The sequence below is a fragment of the Amycolatopsis sp. NPDC051373 genome, from assembly GCF_040689465.1.
Lineage (GTDB): Bacteria > Actinomycetota > Actinomycetes > Mycobacteriales > Pseudonocardiaceae > Amycolatopsis.
Map to the genome: position 1 here is coordinate 117,278 of NZ_JBFBAE010000009.1, position 18,612 is coordinate 135,889.

Below are 18,612 nucleotides of genomic sequence, written 5' to 3' on the forward strand. Positions count from 1 at the left end.
GCTGGTTCAGGGCGGGTTTTCGGTGGCTTTTGCCGGCTTGCGCGGGAACCGGGCGATGGCCCTGTCGGGACGGGTGTTTGCGGCTGCGGCCGGATTTCGGGTGGCTCGGCCAAGGATGGCAAGCAGCCGGCTTCCCTGTCGGGCCTGGGGGTTCGTCTTGCCGTCGACTGTCCGCGCTGGTCCGGGGCCGGGTTTTTGGTGGCTCGCTGGTGGGTTCCTGGCCGGTTGCCCAGGCGGCGGTCTCCGGCAGCCGGGGCGCTTCTTGGCTGCCTTGTGGTCTGCGGAGGAGTGAGGCGGGGCGCTCCGAGCCGGCTCGGTTGTTTCGGTTCGCTGGTTGTCTGCCGGTGGCCTCGCCGAAGCCGGTCCGTTGCCGCGTTTTCGGTGGGCCGCTGGTGTGGCCCAGTCGGTCGCGTCGGTGGCGGTTTCTCCGGTTGGTCGCTCCAATGGCGGTTCGTGGCGGGCGGGGGCGCTTCTTGGCGGCTCGGTGGTCTGTCGAGGGCGAGTGACCCTTTAGGCGAACCGCCGGGCAGCCCGGGACAGATGGCTCGCGGGAGCCCGGTTTTCGTTGGTGTGCGGGCAAAGCACCGCGCCCCCGGCGGCCTTGTGGGCTGGCAGGGGCGCGGTGTCTTTGTGGCGGGCTAGTGGCCGCCGTCTGCTGGGGGCTCGTCGCCGCCGCCGGTGTTGGCGTTGGCGTTGGCGTTGGCCCAGCCGGTTTCGGCTGTTTTCTGGATGTCGAGCATCTGCTTCATGATCTCCTGGCCGCCCTTGACCGGCCACGCCCACATTTCCTTGGCGCTGTCGGAGTCGGCGACCCATTGCTTGAGGATCGAGAAGGCTTGCGGGTGGTTCGCCTTCAGCTGGTTCTCGAGGTACTTGTACTTGGCGAAGGCGTCCGGCTGGTGCTGCTTCAGCCAGTCCTCGTGCGCCTTCGTCCACGGGGTCTTCGGCGGCTGGTTGGCCGGGGGCGCGGCGGCGTCGTCGCCGTGGTGACTGGCGGGCGGGGTGCCGTCGTCACCGTGGTGGCTGCTGCCAGGCGGCGTCCCGTCGTCGCCATGGTGGCTGCCTTGGGTTCCGCCGTGGCTGCTGTCCGAGGCTGCGTCGTCGCCGGAGTGGGTGCCGGGCGGGGGCACGTCGTCCTTGGGCGGGACGGGCGGCGGCGCGTCGTCGCCCGCGTGGCTGCTCGGCGGAGGTGTCGCGGCGTCGTCGCCGGAGTGGGTGCCGGGCGGGGGCACGTCGTCCTTGGGCGGCACCGGCGGCGGGACGTCGTCACCGGCGTGCGAAGCCGGCGGAGGTGCTGCGGCGTCGTCGCCCGAATGGGTTGCCGGTGGCGGGACGTCGTCCTTGGGCGGGACGGGCGGTGGGACGTCGTCGCCCGCGTGGCCGGCGGGTGGCGGAGTGGCCGCGTCGTCGGCGTGGGTTGCCGGCGGCGGGACGTCGTCGTTGGCGGGTGAGGCCGGTGGAGGTGTCGCGGCGTCGTCGCCCGCGTGGGAGGCGGGTGGCGGGGTGGCCGCGTCGTCGCCGGAGTGGGGTGCCGGGGGCGGGACGTCGTCCTTCGGGGGCACGGGCGGCGGCACGTCGTCGTCGGCATGGGAGGCCGGTGGGGGCGTGGCTGCGTCGTCGGTGTGGGTTGCCGGGGATGGGACGTCGTCCTTCGGTGGGACCGGAGGTGGGACGTCGTCGCCGGCGTGGGAAGCCGGGGGAGGCGTGGCGGCGTCGTCGCCGGCGTGGGTGCCGCTGCCGGAGCCGCTGCCCGAGCCGGATCCACTGCCGGAACCACTGCCGCCGGCGGGCGGGGGCACGTCGTCCTTCGGCGGAACCGGAGTGGGGACGTCGTCACCGGCGTGCGAGGCCGGGGCTGGGGTCGCAGCGTCGTCGCCGCTATGGGTCGGGGGAGGCGTGGCGGCGTCGTCGCCGGGGTGGGAGCCGCTGCCCGAGCCGCTGCCAGAACCACTACCCGAGCCCGAACCCGAACCGCTGCCGCTACCCGAGCCCGAGCCCGACCCAGAACCCGAACCGCTGCCGCCACCCGAGCCCGAGCCCGATCCAGAACCCGAACCCGAACCCGAACCACCCGTAGGCGGAGGCACATCGTCCTTCGGCGGCACCGGCGGCGGAGTAGCCGCATCATCACCACTGTGCGCACCGGAAGACCCAGCGCCACCACCGGCGCCGCCGCCCGAGCCGCCGCGGCCGGGGACCGGGCCCAGCGGGATGTCGTCGCCAGCGTGGGCCCCGCTGCCGGCGGCGCCGCTCGCGCCCGGGCGGGTTTTGAGGCCCTTGACGATGTTGCCGATGCGCGCGGCCGAGCGGGTGGCCTGCGCGACGACCGCGGCGAGCTTCGCGCCGAGCGAGGTGGCGGTGAGCGTCGCCTGGGTGACGCACCAGCCGACGCCCGCGACGATGGACGCGCCGAACGTCGGGATGGCCGCGGCCAAAGCGATCAGCATCGTGGAGATCATGTCGCCCAGCACCGTGGTGATGAGGTCGCGGAACAGACCTCGCACGGCCGCGATGATGGCCATGTTCGTCTGGATCAGGTACGCCACGATGTCGGTGCCGTGGGCCTTGCTGTCCAGGTCGGCGGCGAGCTCCTGCATGCGCTGCCGGAACGTGTCGCCGGCGTTGCCCTGCCACTCCTTGATGTCACCGTCCAAAGAGGACTTCTGGTCCTCGCCGATCTGCCGGATGGTCTCGGCGATCGTGTGCACTTCCTGGCTCAGCAGCTGGATCTGGTCCGGGTCGCCCATCAGCATGTCGAGCGGCTCGCGCAGGAAGCTCACGTGCTCGATCAGCCAGCCGAGCCCGGCCGAGATCAGGCTGCCCAGCGGGTTGAGCGCGAACTTCACCGTGTCCACGGCCGAAGCCACCACGCCGAGCCCGATCGAGACGCCCAGGGCCGCCTTGTCGGAGTCGTCGGCGGTCTTCATGTCCTCGCAGCTCTTGATGAGGAACGAGTACGAGTCGAGGAAACCCGCGCCGGAGAACTTGTTGGAGTCGGTGATCACCACCCCGGCACCGAAGTCGGGCTTGGCGTTCGGGTCGAACGTCGTGGTCACGTCAGGGTCCCCGCTGTCGTGATCGTCTGCGCGTGGTTGGTTTCCGTGGTGCGGTACTGGTCCGCGGCAGTGCGCGTGTTGTTGGCCTGGTCCGTCATCGCCTTCGCGGCGCCGTTGACCTGGTCGTGCAGCACACCGAGCGCGATGCGCGTCGGGATCCCCAGCACCTGGCCGACGACCACGCCGAACGCGTTGATGTCGCCGCCGTTGACCTCTTGGATGCGGTTGGCCGCGGCCGTCACCTTGCCGCCGCGGTCGTCCAGACCACTCGCGTACGTCGTCAGCACGTCGGGTTCGACGGTGTACCCGTCCATCAGCGCATCTCCCTCGTCACCACGGCTGCATCTCGTCGTCGTCGCCGTCCATGCGGCGGCGGTGCGGGCCCGACTGCGGCCTCGGCTGCTGGTCCGGCCGCGGCTGCGGCGGCGCGGGCGGCCCCGGCTGCGGAGCCGGCGGAACGGGGGGAGCGGGCGGCATCCGCGGCGGCAGGGGCGGAACCTGAGGCAGCTGCGGCGGCATTCCCGGCTGTGCGGGCGGCAGGCCACCGGCGGGCGGCATCCGCGGCGGCGCGGGCGGCGGCGGGGTGCGGTCCTCGGCCTCGGGTTCACCGGGCTGGCGCGGCGCGTTCTGCGGCTCGTCTTCCTCGGGCTCCGGTTCGGGCAGGAAGGACCGGACCACGTCCATCATCTCGGTGCCGCCGGCCAGTGGCTCGAGCGCGTCGGCGACCTCGCGCGACACCTGTCGCTGGGCCTTGCCGTAGGTCTCCATGATGGTGGCGGTGAGCTGGGCCCCGCCGGACGAACGCAGCGCCCGGTCGTCGATGTGCAGGTTCTTCAGCGCGCCGTTGGGGGTGACGGTGACCGTGATCAGTCCGTCCGACGAGCGGGCCTTGCCTTCGGCCTCGGTGAGTTTCTCTTGCAACGCCACGCTTTTCGCGCGCATGTCGTCCACGCGCCGCTGGAAGTCGTCCAGCCACTCCTGCTCGTCCACCGGGAAAAAAATATCGATCTGTCCCACCTGTCGGGGTGAACCGCAGATGACGGGTCAACGACGAAACGAGGCGGCCCATCCGACGCTCGGGCAGGTCAAGCGGTAAGAATGGGCACGTGCCGGAAGAAGTCGAGGTCAGCGCCGGGCGCACCCGGAACAGGTGGGGCGAGGGCGACCGGCTGCGCGGGGAGATCCTCGACGCGGCCAGCCGGCTGCTGTCCGAGCTCGGCGGTGAGGACGGCCTGACGATCCGCGGCGTCGCCCGCGCGGTCGGCATCGCGCCGGCGAGCATCTACCAGCACTTCACAGACCGCTCCGCCCTCGTCGCGGGCTTACTCGACCACGAGTTCGCGCGGCTGCGCGCCGCGATGGAGGCGGCCGAGGCGAGCGAGGACCCGGCGGACGTCGTCGGCCGCGTGCGTGCGCTGATCCACGCGTACTGCCGCTTCGCCATGGACAACCCGGGCCACCACCGGCTGATGATGGCCAACGGCGCCACGCGCGCGACGCCCGACGCGTACCCGAAGGGACCGTTGCCCGACCTCATCGAACTGCTCACGACCGGCTTCGCGCGGTGCGACGCGGCGGGATTCTCGCTCAGAGTGCCCGCCGAGCGGGCCGGCGTGATCGCGTTCGTCGGCGCCCACGGCCGCGTCGCGCTGTTCCACAACTCGCCCGTGCGGGGCGGCGCCGACTCCGTCCTGCCGTTCGTCGACGAGCTCGTTTCGCTCGTTTTCGCCTGAGCCACGGGCGTTTTCTCCCGTTTCCACCCGACCGCTCTCGGCCGTCCCGGTGATCTTGTCTACGAAGGTGGCCAACTCTCCACCAGATTGCCTAACATGTGTTCAGTAAGTATCCGAACATTCGTTTGGTAACTCTCCGTAGGAGGGATTGTCGATGACGGAGGTCCTCTCGTCCTCGTCGCAAGGCGTGTCCGACGCCCGTGAGCCCGAGTACCCGATGTCGCGCGGGCGCTGCCCGTTCGACCCGCCACCCGAGCTCGAGCGGCGGCTACACGACGAGCCGGTGTCCCGCGTGCGGATCTGGGACGGCAGCGAGCCCTGGCTGTTCACGCGCTACGAAGACGTCCGCGCGCTGCTCCGTGACTCGCGCGTCAGCGCCGACACCGACCTGCCGGGGTACCCGCCGCAGTCGCCGGGCGTCGCGGCCCGGCGCAAGCGCGCCAAGGCGTTCATCAGCATGGACGACCCCGAGCATGCTTCCCAGCGTCGGATGCTGACCGCCGACTTCATGGTCAAGAAGATGGAGCGCCTGCGCCCGCGCATCCAGAAGATCGTCGACGAGCTGATCGACGACATGCTGGCCGGCCCGAAGCCCGCGGACCTCGTGCAGGCCTTCGCGCTTCCCCTGCCGTCGCTGGTGATCTGCGAGCTGCTCGGCGTGCCGTACGGGGACCGCGCGCTGTTCCACCGCCTCAGCAAGGTGCTGATCTCGCAGGAGGCCACGCCGCAGCAGTCGCTGGACGCGGTCGAGGAACTGCTGGCCTACCTGAGCCGGCTGGTGGAGCAGAAGCTGACGGACCCGGGCGACGACGTGCTGAGCCGTCTCGCGACCGAGCAGGTGGCCACCGGCGCGATGACGGCGGACGACGTCGCGGCCATGGGCCAGCTCCTGCTCGTGGCCGGCCACGAGACCACGGCCAACATGATCGCGCTCGGCACCGTGGCGCTGCTGGAGCACCCGGAGCAGCTCGACCTCGTCCGCGAAGGCGACCCGCCGCTGATCGCCAACGCTGTGGAGGAGCTGCTGCGCTACCTCACAATCGTCCACACGGGACGCCGGCGCGTCGCGTTGGAGGACATGGAGGTCGCGGGCCGGCAGATCCGCAAGGGCGAGGGCCTCATCGCCGCTTCCGACGCCGCCAACCGCGACGCCGAGGCGTTCCCCGACCCGGACAAGCTCGACGTGACGCGCAAGGCCCGCCACCACGTGGCTTTCGGCTACGGCGTGCACCAGTGTCTCGGGCAGCCGCTCGCGCGCGTCGAGCTGCAGGTGGTCTACAGCACGCTATACCGGCGGATCCCGACGCTGAAGCTGGCGGCGCCGTTGGCGGAGCTGGACTTCAAGAACGACATGCTGGTCTACGGCGTGCACTCGCTGCCCGTGACCTGGTGAACCTCCCGCGAAAGGACTGTTGAGATGAAGGTGGTCATCGACCAGGATCGGTGCGTCGGGGCGGGCCAGTGCGTGCTCGCGGCGCCGGAGGTGTTCGACCAGCGCGAGGACGACGGCATCGTGGTGCTGCTGGACGAGAACCCGCCCGAGGAGCTGCACGACCAGGCCCGCGAGGCGGCGCAGATCTGTCCCGCGTTGGCGATCGAGCTGGCGGGGTAGTTGTCCATTGTGGAACCGGTCGGGCGCCACACGGTGGTGTGACGCCCGACCGGGGAATGTCGTGCTCGGCGCGGTGCTGGCTAGGGTGACTCGTCCTGGTTGCCGGGGAAGGGAGAAACCCGCCGTGTCGCTCCGCCGTCTCGTGTCCGTGCTGATCGCCGCGCCGGCCCTGCTCGCGGCGGGCGCCGTGCCCGCCGCGGCGTCCATCGCGCCGATCCCGCCGTCGCCGCTGCGGTGCGCCGCGGTCGGTGACGTCGCGGCCACGCTGGACTCCCGCGTCGAGGCCATCGTCGCCGAGATGGGCTCCAACCCGAACGCCACGGCGAACCCGGTGGCCACGGCGTTCAACGACGCCACCGCCGACCTGCCCGCCGCGCCGGCCACGGGCTGCGCCACCGACTCGGCCGCGGCTGACACCGTCGTGCACTCGGTCTTCACCTACGTGCGCGCCGTGAACCGCTTCTCGCCCACTTTGACGCCGACGATCAGCCTTGTCGTGGACCCGAGCGTGAGCAACTTCGTGTACGCCGTGCAGACCGCGTCTCCGGGCACCTACACCGACACGTCGCGCGCCATCACGCCGGAAATGCGCGGTGAACTGCTGCAGGGCAAGTACGTGCTGACGGTCACCGCGCTCGGCTTCTGACCCGCGCTTTATGCTGTAAGGAGTCGCCGTCGCAGGGGGTTCCTCGTGGTCGTCTTCGCCGGGCAAGGGGACGCCCGCCGCTCGATGGAGCTCCTGTGGCGCAAGGACGTCGCGCCCCGCGGCGGCGGGCCGGGGCCCAAGCCCGCGCTGAGCGTGGACGCCATCGTCGCGGCGGCCGTGGAAATCGCCGACGCCTCGGGAATGGGCGCGCTGTCCATGCGGGCGGTGGGCGAGCGCCTGGGCCGGACGGCGATGGCGCTGTACACGTACGTGCCGGGCAAGACCGAGCTCATCGACCTCATGTACGACCAGACGCTGACCGAGCTGCGCGACGACCACGACCTGTCCGGCGGCTGGCGCCCCGCGGTGGTCGCTCTGGCGCGCGAGCTCTGGGACTTCCACCTGCGGCACCCGTGGGTGCTGCAGGTGTCCTACGCCCGGCCGGTGCTGGGGCCGGGGGAGTTCCGGATGCAGCAGCTGGTGCTGCGGGTCCTCTTCGCGACCGGTCTGCCAGCCGCGCGGGTGCGGTGGATCGTGGGCGCCTTGCTGAACACGGTCCGCGGTTCGGTGCAGATCGCCGCCGAATCACGCCAGGCCTCCCGCGAGACGGGACTGTCCGAAGAGGACTGGTGGTCCTCGCGGGCGGCGGTGCTGGGGGAGCTGGTGCCGGATTTGGTTTCGCGGTATCCGTTGGTGGGCCGATTGGGCTCGGGGCAGCCTCCGGCCGCGTCGGACGAGCCTTACCTCGAGCGTGAGGCCCGGCTCAGCCTCGAGTCGGGCCTGGACCTCCTCCTGGACGGTATCGAGGCGGCCATCGCTCGGGAGAGCTGATTCACGGCGTTCGGGCTTCGATCAGGAGCCGCGTGGTGGTGGCGATGCGGGGGTGCAATAAGGAAGCCGCTTTGGCCACGTTCGGGGGCCACGACTCCGTGGCGACGGTGCGCGGCGGCAGCGCAGGAATTTCAGCGAGGACTTCGCCGCCGCCGGGATGTCCAAAGCGGACTGGGCGTGGGCGAGCCGGGTGCCGATAAGGCGTTGGTAGCCCCAGGACGGGCGCCGCTCGGTGGCACGGCCGTCGAGCCAGGAGAAGTCCCAGCCCGCCACGGCAACCGACGCGGCTTCGGCTACCAGGTCGTAGAAGGGCGCCGATCGTCACAGGTCGCCGGGTGGCGGGCCACTCGATTTCGGACGGCGGCGCTCCGGAGCGGGCGGCACCGGCTTCGCCGCGACCACCTCGGACAGCGGCACCACCACGAGGCCGCGCTTCGTTTCCACTGTGCAGGAAGAAGAATCGCGGTCCCGCAGCTCACCGAGGGCGTCCGTGAAGCCGCCCTCGACGCGGTAGCGGACCACGACGCGGGTGCCCAGTGGCAGGTCCAGGAGAATCACAGGCGTGCCGCGAGTTCGTCGTCCGACGGTTCCACCAGGTGGGTGCCGTCGGTGAAGACGATGGTCGGGATGCGGCGCGCGCCGTCCTGGAGGGAGCGCACCAGCGCCTCGGCGGCGGGGTCCGCCTCGACGTCCACGTAGTCGTACGCCACGCCGCGGGTGTCGAGCAGCGCGCGGCTGCGTTTGACGTCCGGGCACCAGCTAGCGCCGTACACGATCATGAAGCCACCTCCGAAACGGCAACCGAAGCAGACGAAGCGGGCACACCATGCCCCAGGAACGTCAGCCAGTCGCGGAACACGTGGTGCACCGCCTCTGCCCCGACCGGTTCGCCGGGCGCGGGGAACGAGCGCGGGTGCAGGATGAAACCGCGCTGCTGCGGGCCGCCGAGGGCGCCGTGGGACCCGACGTGCCGTTCGAACGGCGACGACTGGTCCGACTCCGGGTCGTAGCGGCTGTTGATCATGATGTCCGCGCAGTGCGGGAACGTGTCGACGCGCTTGACCAGCTCGTCGGCGTACGGGCCGTAGTCCGCCAGCGGGTCCTCGCCGATCACGACGCCCGTCGCGAGGCGCTTCAAGCCGTCGCGGCCGAGGACGACGGGGCCGAACTCCGAGCTGTGAACCAGCATGAACCCGACGCCGTCGTGGTCGACCAGCGTCGGCAGCAGGTCCGGGTACTCGCGCTCGATCGTCTCCAGGTTCACGCGGCCCTCGTGCTCGGTGAACGACACCATCGCCAGGTGCCCGGACACCACGCACACCACGCCGGGCGCCACGCGCGTGACCTCGCCGGGCGAGCCGCTCGTGGTGCGCGGCCGGTTCTCGGCGCACTCGGCGTCCTCGACGCGCGAGCGCAGCCGGCGCGCGATCAGGCCGCCGGTGGTGGTCGCCTCGGCGAGCGCCGCGTTGACCTGCCAGCTCTCGGCCTGCCGGCGCTTGCCGTGCTCGGCCACGGGCGAGCCACCGCACAGGCGTCCGACCACGGCTTCCATGGTTTCGCCGAAGCGGTCGACGAACGCCTGGCCCTGGGTCTGGCCGTGGTCCGACAGCCCCACGATGTGGTAGCGCCGCGGCGCGATGCGGCTCGTGCGCAGCAGCCGCGCGAACTGCTGGTCGATCGAGCGCAGCACCTCCAGCGTGTCGAAGCGCTCGATGCCCGAGTGGTGCGCGACCTCGTCGTAGCCGAGGAAGTCCGCGTACACCACGGGCCGGCCCGCCAGCATGTCGCCGATGATCGCGGAGACGACCACATCCCGCGCGATCACCGTGGTGCCCGGGCGCGCGAGCGGGTAGAAGCCGCCGCGCGGGATTCGCGGCACCACGCCGGCGCGGCGCTGCTTGGCGGCCGCGGACAGCTCACGGAAGACGTCGATGAGGGCCACGCCGAACGTCCGCAAGACGTTGACCGGGTTCGCGAAGTACGCGCGGTAGCCGGCGCCGACGGAGTCGTGCCGCGGGCCGCGGACCGTGCGCGGCACGAGGACCGGGATGGAGCTCATGGTGAGGCTCACGTGCTCGGCGTCGCCGGAGAACAGGTTGCCGTGGCTGGCGCCGTCGCCCGCGAGCAGGCCGCGGCCGTTGGTGTGGCGCCGCTCGATCTCGGCCGCGTCGCTCGGGTGCGCGCACGCCATCACGTGGTCGCGGTCCTTCTCGTACCAGCGGAACCCGAGGATGTCGTGGTTGGAGCCGTGCAGGATGCCGCACACGCTGGCGCCGGTCTGCGAGCTCCAGTCGGTGTGCCAGCGCGTGAGCGAATGCGAGCCTTCCGACAGCCACGCGGCGAACGTCGGCATGTCCCCGTCGCGCACCGCACGGCGCACGGTGTCGTAGCCCAGCCCGTCGATCTGCAGGAAGACGACGCCGGGCGGCTCCTCGGCGAGGTCCTCACCGGGCGCGTGCTTGCGCCGGCGGCGTGCGGCCCGGCGGAAGAAGATCTCGTCCTCGTCCACGGCGAGCGCGCTCGAGATCAGCGCGCCGACGGCCGACATCACCACCGTGATGATCACCGCCGTCCCGAACCCGGACAGCTCGACGCCCGGCACGGCCTGCAGGATCGCCAACGTCGCCGCGCCCAGCAGCAGGTAGGTGCCCACGCCGAGCGTGAAGTACGCGATCGGCCACGCGACCCGCACCACCCACGGCCACACCACGGACGTGAGCAGCCCGAGGATCAGCGCGCACACGGTGGGCTGCCACCACGACTGCATGGTGAACCCGTCGAGCCACATGTCGAGCAGCCGTAACGCGCCCGTCACCGCAGCCCACACCAGCACCACGCGGGCGACGACCCGGCCGCCGCCCAGCAGGCGCCCCTTCGACGGAGCGGGTGTCGTCACTGATGTCCTCCAGTCCGTTCGGCCGCCCGCGCGCGCAGCCTGCTGATCACCGTCAACAACACGGTCACCAGCAGCACGAGCACGGTGGCCAGCAGCGTGGCGATCAACGGCGAATCGAAGATGCCGCCGCTCACGATGCCGAGCAGAGAATAGGCAACGGCCCACAACACGCAGGCCACGAGCCCCGCCGGCAGCAGCTTGCGCCACGGGTACCCCAGCGTGCCGGCGGCCAGCAGCACCGGGATGCGCCCGGCCGGCACGAGCCTTCCGATCACGACGAGCTGCCAGCCGCGGCGCGCGAACTGCTCCCGCCCCTTGGCCAGCCGTTCGGCCTGCTGGCGCTTCTCCACCCACCGCAGCAGCGGTTCGCTCCCGAACCTGGGCACGGCGAACGTCAGCACGTCCCCGAGATACGCGCCGGCGATCGCCAGCAGGATGACCAGGGGCAGCGACAGGTGATCCGTCGTCGTCGCGACGGCCGCCGCCGCACCCACCAATGCTCCCGTCGGCACGATCGGGATCACCGACCCCAGCAGAACCCCGCCGAACAGCGCCGGGTAGCCGATCGCCGACGGGTCCGACCAGTTCACGCCCGTTCCTCAGGGGCGGGCAACGTCACTTCGGCGCCGGGCCGGGTGATCAGGACGTCCGTCGGCAGGCCCGCTTCGACCACGTGCTCGGCGAAGGTTTCCGGCGGCTCTTCGAGGAGCTTCTTCATCTGCTTCGTCAGGTGGATTCCGGGGACCGCCAGCGTCCCCCAATGGACCGGGACGACCGCCGCGGCTTTCAGCAACCCCGCGGCCACGGCGGCGCGTTCCGGGGTGAGGTGCCCGGGGCCGAGGTTCGGGCCCCAACCCCAGACGGGCAGCAGAGCGACTTCGACCGGGCCGAGTTGCTTCATGCCTTCGAAGAGGTCGGTGTCTCCGGCCGAATAGACCCTGGTGCCGTCCGCTTCGAGGAGGTGGCCGAGGGCGGGGCTCTGCGGCCCGTGGGTGAGCCGCGGCCCCCAGCGGTGGCCGGAGTGGATGGCTTCTGTCGCGGTGATCCGGAGCTCGCCGTCCTGGATGGTTTCCCCAGGGGCGATCTCTTCGACGTTGTGGACCCCGCGCTTCCTCAGCCACACGCCGGCGCCGCGGGGGACGACGATTCGCGCCTTGCTGAGCAGACGGAGTGAGGGAAGGTGCAGGTGGTCACCGTGGAGGTGCGAGATGAGGACGGTGTCCACCCCAGCCCAAGCCGACGAATCCGGCAGCGGCACCACCCTTGTCAACGGCCCCACACGCTTCGTGAGCACCGGGTCCGTCAGCACCACCCGCCCACCGAGCTCCACTCGCGTCGTCGCGTGGCCGAGGAAGTGCAGGTTCAAGCCTCTCACGCTTCGAGTATCACCTGATGAGGGCGAAAACGCCCGGAGGAGTGGTGGGTTGCACCCTTTTCGGGTCGATCTTGGGGGCTGTTGGTGCGCGGGTGCGTGGGTGGCGTGGTGGACGCGGTCGGACGGCTCGGCTACCTACGGAGCCGCCGGGCGCGGCTGGACAACCGTCTTCCGAATGGCCACCGATCCACCGTCAAGCAGCTTGGCCACCTACCGGACGCACCGGCACAGGCGGCCAACCATTTGCCCAAGGTCACTTACCCGCCGTCACGCAGCTGAACCACCTCCCGGACGCACCGGCTGAGCGGGCCAACCATCCTCTCAATGGTCACCGATCGGCAGACACGACTCCCAACTCAACCACCCGACAAAGCCGTCGGTCTCTCCGGCTAACCTTTCCTCGGCCGGCCCCCGGCGAAGCACTTTCTTCTACGGGACTTGCTTTGTGTCAAGGTACTCTTTCCAGCCTTGACACAAAGCAAGTCCCGTAGAACCATTGAGTGCACGGGGGCTAGCCATATACATCTTCTCTTGATCTTTTGTCTTTGTTTTTAAAGATGAAAAGATTAAAAGATGACCTGCAGATGGCTCCCCGAAGTTCAATTGTCACTACGGCTCGGGGTAGCTTGTCAAGGCGGGAAAGAGTACCTTGACAAGCTACCCCGAGCCGTGTTGTTTCACCTTCGTCGGGGGCCGGCCGGGGAAAGGTCGGGGGATTGGTTAGGGAGAAGTTGGGTGGGGTGGACCCGCTGTCTGTTGGGTAGATGGCGTTATCTGGCGGAAAGTGGGTGGTCGGCGGGGGATCGGTTGAGGAGATCTTGGGTTGGGTAGACCCGCCGCCTGTTGGGCAGATGGGTTTGGGTGGCAGACGGTGGGTGGTTGAGTGGTAGGTAGCTGTCCTGGGGGTGGGTTACCTGGCGGCAGGGAGGATGGAGGAGATCCTCAGTGAGCCCGTTCCCAGCCCTGTTGGGCCTGCTGAGAAGGCCGGGGCGGCGGGAGTATTCTCCGGAACGCCAGGGCGGCGGCGGATTTCCTCTTCCGTGTACCTGGCGCAGCCTTCGTGCCAGTTGAGGATTCCCGCCATCCAGTCCTTCAGCTCGTCCGCGTAAGCCGTCAGTGCGGCTCGGACGTCCTCGTCGAGGGAGAAGTCCGAGAACAGGCCTGGCAATCCCACGTCGACGGCGTGTTCGAATTCTTTCATTCGGGCGGTCATCAGGTCGTTCACAATCTCGAAAGCTGTCTGCTCGTCCACGTCGAGGAAATTGCGGACGACCAGTACCGAGTTGTGAAGTTCGCCTTCGTACTGGATTTCCTTCTTGTACGAGAACACGTCGTTGAGCAGGCAGGCATAATCCATGGCCGAGTGTTCGATGGCCTGGATGGTTCGAGTCCGGTAGATCTCCGGCGGTATCAACCGCCCGTGGGAAATCCGGGACAGGCTCATCGTGAGGTCCGAGCCGAAAGTCTTGCGCCGCATCTCGACATAGTCGATTGGATCAGGGATTCGGTTTTCGGCCTGGTTCGCCAGTTCCCAGAGCCAGCTTTCGCACATGTCGACGACGGCCTTACGGAAGGCGCGGCGCGAATCCAGGCTGATCGGGCCGGCTGTCCGAAGCCACAGGTCGGCGAGGCCGGTCTCCAGTGAGCCCTCCGGAGTGGGCATGGGCTCGTCCTCGAGTGGCATGAAGAGCTTGAAGCGCTCCGTAGCCACCTTCGCCGCACCCAGGTTGTGGGAAGCGCCGAAGACCACGGGGTAGTAGTCGTCCCCGTAAGTGCCCCAGGCCAGCCAGGCGCTGGTCAGGTCCAGTTGCTCGGGGGAAGCGTCCGGGTGGATGCCGGCCGAGCACAGGGGGAGGTCCATGGCCCGCATCTTGTGCTCGTCCCAGACCACGCCGTCGAGGAAGCCCGTCTCGGTGCACCACTCGGCCAGGTGGTCGCGGGCGGCAGCCAGGTGCGGGCTCAGGCGGAGCTCGAAAGGCATGTAGATCTCGGGCCGGACGATCGGGCCCACGACCTCGTGCGACTGGTGGGAGAAGGACCGCAAACGCTGGGGAGCGGTGCTCACCAAGGAAGAGAAGATGCGGGCAGCCGAGGTGCCCAGGCCGGTGGGGCCGCCCAGCAGCTCGGGGCCGCCACGGGAGTCGAGCGCGCCTTCGTTCATGTAGCGGCTGGAGCGCAGGTGCCATTCGTGGCCGCCGGACTGCCAGTCCTGGAGGCCCTTGACGTAGGCGAAGGTCTCGGCGCGGCCGGACAGGTCCACGGCGTGTTCGTCGAACAGGGCCGGGACTTCGGTGAGGGCGGTGTGTTCGAACTGGTGCAACCGGGACGTGAGGAGGTCGTTGACGGCGTCGGCGGCTTCCTGGGTGGTGCAGCCGAGGAACTTCTCGAAGACGAGGACGCCGTTCGAAAGCTCGCCCTCGTCTTCGACCTCGCGCTGGTAGGAGAACAAGTCGTTGCGGAGGTGGACGGCGTCGGCGAAGCAGTCGCGCAGGACCTCCATGGGGCGGGAGGCGGCGATGGCGTCGGGGACCTCGGCGTGGACCGAGTGCTCGATGAGGTTCGCGGACCAGGGTGCGCCGCCGACCTTGCGGCGCATTTCGATGTACTCGATGGGGTTGGAGACGCGGCCCTCGTTGATGTTGGCGAGTTCCCACAAGGACTCGTCCAGCAGGTTGCGCGTGCTCTCCACGAAGCGGCGGCGCCAGCCCTCGGAACGATGCGGGACGGTGCGGTTCCACAGGTCCTCGAGTCCGCGCTCGACGGGGTTCTCCGCAGTCGCCGTGATGTCGCCCGTGACCGGCATGAACAGGGCGATCCGGTCGAGGTAGGCGCGGGCGCTGTCGATGTCGCCGGTGCGCTTGAACAGCTCCAGGAAGTGGTCGTCGAAGTAGAAGACCCAGACGTACCAGTCGGTGATGAGGTCGAGCTCCGTCGCGCCGGCGTCCGGGTGGGTGTAGGCGCACAGCAGCGCGTAGTCGTGGGAGTCGAAGTCGTGTTCGTCCCAGATCACGGTGCCGTGCTGGGGGACGTCGATCATGTCCATCGTGTACGCCCACGCCTTGCTGTGCTCCCGCGCACCGTCGAGGTGCGGGTTCAGCCGGGCCGGGTAGGGCATGTAGAACTCGGGCAGAGCGAACGGCTGCACAGCGCGGTCCTGGCCTTCCCAGTGGTGGTCACCGACCTAGAGAATCAACCAAACGCGCCGGGCGCCCCGTAAGGTCCGCGCGGGCGTTCCACCCGATCGCTCGCACCGTGTCGCCCGGGCGGCCCAGCCCGGATCACGCCTGAGTCGTTTCCCGGGCCGCCGCGTCATTCTTCGGTGAAGATCAACGCACGCCGGGGAAGTACGGCAGGCTGTCCGGCGTTGACCTGAATGCCCAGACTTCGAGGAGCGACGAATGAGCGACGAGACCCGCGTGGTCCGCAACGACGAGAAGCACCGCTACGAGGTGTACGCGGACGACCAGCTGGCCGGCTTCACGCAGTACCTGCTGCGCGACAACCAGACGGTGTTCACCCACACCGAGATCGACAAGGCCTTCGGCGGTCGCGGCCTCGGCACCACGCTGGCCACGTACGCGCTCGACGACGTCGTGGCCAACGGTGGGGTGATCGTGCCGGTTTGCCCGTTCATCGCGGCGTTCCTGCGCAAGCACACCGGCTACGAAGAGCACGTCCAGTGGCCGGAAGGCACTTCCGCCGCGAAGTAAGTCCTTTGTGGACTCAGCCGAGCCGCTCGGCGAGGATGCCCGCGCGGGCAAGTTGCACCGCGCGGGCCCGTGAAGCGGCGAAGCGAAGCAGGCCCGGCGGTGTGTGCAGCCGCAGCGTGTCGGTCACGTGTGTGCCGCCGCCGTCGGGCTCGAGGTCGAACCGGTAACCCATCCGCACGCCGCCGGGCTACACCACGTCGCCGTGGACCGCCGCCGTGCCGGTGGTGCGGAGCGTGACGACGATCGGGTTGTCGTGGCGCAGAAAGCCGAAGAAGCGGAACCGCTCCACCGCGGTGTACCGCGTCAAGCCCTCTTCCCGCGCGACGTCGCGCACCTCCACCACCAGCGGTGACAAGCCGACGTAGTTCGAAGGCTCCGCGAGGTGGTCGACGACGTCCGCGGGCGGTGCGGCCACGGTGAACGCGTGGCTCAGCTCGGTGTCGGGCACGCGCCGACCTTAACCGGAAGCCCGCCCCGCGATTGCCCTGTGGCGCCCGGTGGGTCACTCATCCCGGTGAACGGTGCGGTCGCACGGCTGTTCGGCGTAGTGGCCTGAGCCGAACGGGCGCGACGGTCCGATTTCTCCGGATGAATTGGTTATTAACCAACCTTCGTCGGTGGTGCGTTGGTTGCCTGGCAACAAAAGTGTGGGGAGTCCCACCGTGGTCGCGCGAGCCGTTCGCGCAGGATCCGTCCAGCTCAACTGGAGGAAGATTCGATGACTTCCCGGAAAACGTTCGTCGCCGGTTTCACCGTGTTCTCGGCGGCGGCGCTCACCGCCGGCCTTTGCGTGAACGCCGCTTCGGCCAGCCCGCTCGCCTTCGCGCAGATGCAGGCCCAGGCCATCACCCAGGCGACGCAGGTCGTCGACAGCCTCGGCCTGTCGGGCGGTGGCATCTACCTCGACAACGGCAAGGCCATCGTCAACGTCACCGACGCGGCCGCCCAGCAGAAGGCCGAAGCCGCCGGCTTCGCCACGAAGCTGGTGAAGAACAGCTTCGCCGCGCTGACCAACGCCAAGAACTCCCTCGACGCCGTGAAGAACGTGCCGCAGACCGCGTGGGGCATCGACACCAAGAACAACCAGGTCGTCGTGAAGATCTACGACGCGGCCTCGCCGGCCACCGTCGCCAAGGTCACCGCGGCCGCCGCGAAGCTGGGCGACTCCGCCCGCATCGAGCACCGCGCCGGTAAGCTGTCGACCTACATCGCCGACGGCGACTCGATCAACAACGGCCAGTTCACCTGCTCCCTCGGCTTCAACGTCACCCGTGGCGGCGAGCCGATGATGCTCACGGCCGGCCACTGCACCAACGAGGGCGGCACCTGGTCGGGCGGCGACGTCTCCGGCGCCCGCGTGGTGGAGAGCGACTGCCCGGGTGCGGACTCCGGTCTCCTGACCCGCCCGAACGGCTCGGGTGACGGCGCCATCAACACCGGCCAGACCATCAGCAGCGCCGGCACGCCGACCGTCGGCGAGCAGATCCAGAAGCAGGGCCAGACCACCGGTGGCGGCAGCGGCGAGGTCACCTCGGTCGACGAGTCCGTGAACTTCGACGTGGGCGTGCTCAACCACGAGTTCGGCACCACCGCGCACACCGACCACGGTGACTCGGGCGGCCCGGCGTACGACGGATCGAAGGGCCTCGGCACGCTGTCCGGCGGCGACACCGTGACCAGCTACTTCTACCCGCTCACCCTCGAGCTGCAGTCCTACGGGCTCGAGCTCGCCTGATCGTTTTCCCGGAGGCCCCTTCACCACGCGGTGAAGGGGCCTTCTTCGTGCGTACGCTGACCGTCATGGAGCCGAATTCGAGCCTGGCCAGGCGGCTCTGGGTCGCGCTGGAGCCGCTGCACGCCGTGGTCTACTTCGCTTCCGAGCCCGCCGCCGCGGCGAAGGAAGTGGGCCTGCGCGGCTGGTGGATGGGGTACTTCGCGGGCCGCGCGGCGCCGCTGGGCCCGATCGGCCCGGGGCCGGTCACGTCGATGTTCTTCGGCTTCGCGCCCGGGATGGTCGCGCGCGCCCTGCCCGACGCGTGGACGTTCGCGAAGCCGGAAGACGTGCTGCAGAGCCGGATTCTCGCCGTGGAAGCCGCTTTGACGCGGCTGCTGCCACCGGACTCGGCGGTGGATGAACTCACCGGGCTGCTCGAACGCGCCGTCGCCGGCTGCCGCTTCGACGGCCGTCCGCTCGCCGCCGCGTGGGCGTCGGCGATGCGTCCCGACCGCCCGCTCGCCCGCCTCTGGCTCGCCACCTGCGCCCTGCGGGAACACCGCGGCGACGGCCACGTGCTCGCCGGCGTCTCCGCCGGGCTGTCCGGCCTCGACGCGAGCCTCACCCACATCGCCGCCGGCGCCACGACGCGCGAGATCGTCCAGCGCGCCCGAGGCTGGACCGACGAGGAATGGGACGACTCGACGGCCCGCCTGCTTTCCCGTGGCCTGCTCGACCCCGCCGGCCGGCTCACGGCGAGCGGCGCCGCCGTCCGCCACGACGTCGAGGTGATGACCGACCGCCTGGCCGCGGACCCGCTCGACGCGCTCGGTCCCGACGCGGTGGACCGCGTGCTGGAGCTGGCCGTACCGCTCAGCCGTGCGGTCGTCGACGCGGGTGGCCTCCCGATCCCGAACCCGATGGGTGCGGTCCGGCCGTAAGCGCTGCGCTATGCAGTGACAGCCATGGCCACCAACCCCTCGATCGGAGAGTTCACTACCTCGAAGCCATAGAACGACACGGCCACGCGATCCTCACC

General features: G+C 69.9%; 19 protein-coding genes and 1 pseudogene. 8 read left to right on the plus strand and 12 right to left on the minus strand.

Going from position 1 to position 18,612, the window contains the following annotated elements; translation table 11 throughout:
• Positions 1-638: 638 nt before the first annotated feature.
• Genes AB0383_RS18330 through AB0383_RS18340 form a run of 3 tightly spaced genes read right to left on the minus strand, consistent with a single transcriptional unit; the run spans position 639 to position 4,046 of the window.
• On the minus strand, positions 639-3,056 hold the full coding sequence (locus AB0383_RS18330; RefSeq protein ID WP_366187955.1) for a hypothetical protein: 2,418 nt from the start codon (positions 3,054-3,056) through the stop codon (positions 639-641).
• On the minus strand, positions 3,053-3,370 hold the full coding sequence (locus AB0383_RS18335; protein ID WP_366187956.1) for a type VII secretion target: 318 nt from the start codon (positions 3,368-3,370) through the stop codon (positions 3,053-3,055). Before AB0383_RS18335 ends, AB0383_RS18330 begins: the two co-directional genes overlap by 4 nt.
• Before the next feature lie 16 nt (positions 3,371-3,386).
• Positions 3,387-4,046, minus strand: coding sequence for a YbaB/EbfC family nucleoid-associated protein (locus tag AB0383_RS18340; protein ID WP_366187957.1), 660 nt, complete (start codon positions 4,044-4,046; stop codon positions 3,387-3,389).
• A gap of 116 nt (positions 4,047-4,162) precedes the next feature.
• On the opposite strand from AB0383_RS18340, the gene AB0383_RS18345 reads away from it, so the two are divergent.
• The 5 genes from AB0383_RS18345 (at position 4,163) to AB0383_RS18365 (ending at position 7,878) form a co-directional block, all read left to right on the plus strand.
• Entirely contained in the window at positions 4,163-4,789 is a 627-nt protein-coding gene (locus tag AB0383_RS18345; protein WP_364180691.1) for a TetR/AcrR family transcriptional regulator, read from the plus strand.
• Positions 4,790-4,943: 154 nt separating this feature from the next.
• Positions 4,944-6,182, plus strand: a complete 1,239-nt coding sequence (locus tag AB0383_RS18350; protein ID WP_366187958.1) for a cytochrome P450 — start codon at positions 4,944-4,946, stop codon at positions 6,180-6,182.
• 24 nt (positions 6,183-6,206) lie between these two features.
• Positions 6,207-6,401, plus strand: a complete 195-nt coding sequence (locus AB0383_RS18355; RefSeq protein ID WP_366187959.1) for a ferredoxin — start codon at positions 6,207-6,209, stop codon at positions 6,399-6,401.
• 124 nt (positions 6,402-6,525) lie between these two features.
• The gene (locus tag AB0383_RS18360; protein ID WP_364180697.1) at positions 6,526-7,047 is read left to right on the plus strand and encodes a hypothetical protein; all 522 of its coding nucleotides are present in this window, start codon (positions 6,526-6,528) and stop codon (positions 7,045-7,047) included.
• 45 nt (positions 7,048-7,092) lie between these two features.
• Positions 7,093-7,878 (plus strand): TetR/AcrR family transcriptional regulator C-terminal domain-containing protein, encoded by a 786-nt coding sequence (locus tag AB0383_RS18365; protein ID WP_366187960.1) that lies wholly within the window; start codon positions 7,093-7,095, stop codon positions 7,876-7,878.
• 46 nt (positions 7,879-7,924) lie between these two features.
• On the opposite strand, the pseudogene AB0383_RS18370 reads toward AB0383_RS18365, so the two are convergent.
• From AB0383_RS18370 to AB0383_RS18400, 7 genes and pseudogenes are all read right to left on the minus strand, one after another.
• Positions 7,925-8,178 (minus strand): annotated as a pseudogene (locus AB0383_RS18370) (SAM-dependent methyltransferase); the annotation flags it as partial.
• Between the two features lie 21 nt (positions 8,179-8,199).
• Positions 8,200-8,436, minus strand: coding sequence for a ferrous iron transport protein A (locus AB0383_RS18375; RefSeq protein ID WP_364180700.1), 237 nt, complete (start codon positions 8,434-8,436; stop codon positions 8,200-8,202).
• Positions 8,433-8,657, minus strand: a complete 225-nt coding sequence (locus AB0383_RS18380; RefSeq protein ID WP_364180702.1) for a glutaredoxin domain-containing protein — start codon at positions 8,655-8,657, stop codon at positions 8,433-8,435. Before AB0383_RS18380 ends, AB0383_RS18375 begins: the two co-directional genes overlap by 4 nt.
• The gene (locus AB0383_RS18385; RefSeq protein WP_366187961.1) at positions 8,654-10,774 is read right to left on the minus strand and encodes a phage holin family protein; all 2,121 of its coding nucleotides are present in this window, start codon (positions 10,772-10,774) and stop codon (positions 8,654-8,656) included. The genes AB0383_RS18380 and AB0383_RS18385 overlap by 4 nt, the downstream gene beginning before the upstream one ends.
• Positions 10,771-11,364, minus strand: coding sequence for a VTT domain-containing protein (locus tag AB0383_RS18390; RefSeq protein ID WP_364180706.1), 594 nt, complete (start codon positions 11,362-11,364; stop codon positions 10,771-10,773). The genes AB0383_RS18385 and AB0383_RS18390 overlap by 4 nt, the downstream gene beginning before the upstream one ends.
• Complete coding sequence (locus AB0383_RS18395; RefSeq protein ID WP_366187962.1) at positions 11,361-12,149, minus strand: MBL fold metallo-hydrolase; 789 nt, start codon at positions 12,147-12,149, stop codon at positions 11,361-11,363. The genes AB0383_RS18390 and AB0383_RS18395 overlap by 4 nt, the downstream gene beginning before the upstream one ends.
• A gap of 910 nt (positions 12,150-13,059) precedes the next feature.
• Positions 13,060-15,294, minus strand: coding sequence for a germacradienol/geosmin synthase (locus tag AB0383_RS18400; RefSeq protein WP_366187963.1), 2,235 nt, complete (start codon positions 15,292-15,294; stop codon positions 13,060-13,062).
• A 253-nt stretch (positions 15,295-15,547) separates the two neighbouring features.
• Between AB0383_RS18400 and AB0383_RS18405 the strand changes: the two genes are divergently transcribed.
• The gene (locus tag AB0383_RS18405) at positions 15,548-15,859 is read left to right on the plus strand and encodes a GNAT family N-acetyltransferase (protein ID WP_366187964.1); all 312 of its coding nucleotides are present in this window, start codon (positions 15,548-15,550) and stop codon (positions 15,857-15,859) included.
• A gap of 13 nt (positions 15,860-15,872) precedes the next feature.
• Here AB0383_RS18405 and AB0383_RS18410 read toward each other — a convergent pair whose 3' ends face one another.
• Both AB0383_RS18410 and AB0383_RS18415 read right to left on the minus strand, forming a co-directional pair.
• Positions 15,873-16,037 carry a hypothetical protein gene (locus tag AB0383_RS18410; protein WP_366187965.1) on the minus strand — a complete coding sequence of 55 codons (165 nt, stop codon included), beginning with the start codon at positions 16,035-16,037 and terminating at the stop codon, positions 15,873-15,875.
• Between the two features lie 9 nt (positions 16,038-16,046).
• Positions 16,047-16,307, minus strand: a complete 261-nt coding sequence (locus AB0383_RS18415; protein WP_366187966.1) for a hypothetical protein — start codon at positions 16,305-16,307, stop codon at positions 16,047-16,049.
• Between the two features lie 270 nt (positions 16,308-16,577).
• On the opposite strand from AB0383_RS18415, the gene AB0383_RS18420 reads away from it, so the two are divergent.
• Together AB0383_RS18420 and AB0383_RS18425 are read left to right on the plus strand one after the other, a co-directional pair.
• Positions 16,578-17,594 (plus strand): S1 family peptidase, encoded by a 1,017-nt coding sequence (locus AB0383_RS18420; protein WP_364180716.1) that lies wholly within the window; start codon positions 16,578-16,580, stop codon positions 17,592-17,594.
• Between the two features lie 65 nt (positions 17,595-17,659).
• A complete protein-coding gene (locus AB0383_RS18425) occupies positions 17,660-18,514 on the plus strand; it encodes a hypothetical protein (protein WP_366187967.1) in 855 nt (284 codons plus the stop codon).
• The last annotated feature ends 98 nt before the right edge of the window (positions 18,515-18,612 follow it).

Bases quoted from the DNA above. Each gene is read 5' to 3' on its own strand.
- AB0383_RS18335 (WP_366187956.1), bottom strand. From the start codon at position 3,370: ATGGACGGGTACACCGTCGAACCCGACGTGCTGACGACGTACGCGAGT.
- AB0383_RS18350 (WP_366187958.1), top strand. From the start codon at position 4,944: ATGACGGAGGTCCTCTCGTCCTCGTCGCAAGGCGTGTCCGACGCCCGT.
- AB0383_RS18355 (WP_366187959.1), top strand. From the start codon at position 6,207: ATGAAGGTGGTCATCGACCAGGATCGGTGCGTCGGGGCGGGCCAGTGC.
- AB0383_RS18380 (WP_364180702.1), bottom strand. From the start codon at position 8,657: ATGATCGTGTACGGCGCTAGCTGGTGCCCGGACGTCAAACGCAGCCGC.
- AB0383_RS18405 (WP_366187964.1), top strand. From the start codon at position 15,548: ATGAGCGACGAGACCCGCGTGGTCCGCAACGACGAGAAGCACCGCTAC.
- AB0383_RS18420 (WP_364180716.1), top strand. From the start codon at position 16,578: ATGACTTCCCGGAAAACGTTCGTCGCCGGTTTCACCGTGTTCTCGGCG.
- AB0383_RS18425 (WP_366187967.1), top strand. From the start codon at position 17,660: ATGGAGCCGAATTCGAGCCTGGCCAGGCGGCTCTGGGTCGCGCTGGAG.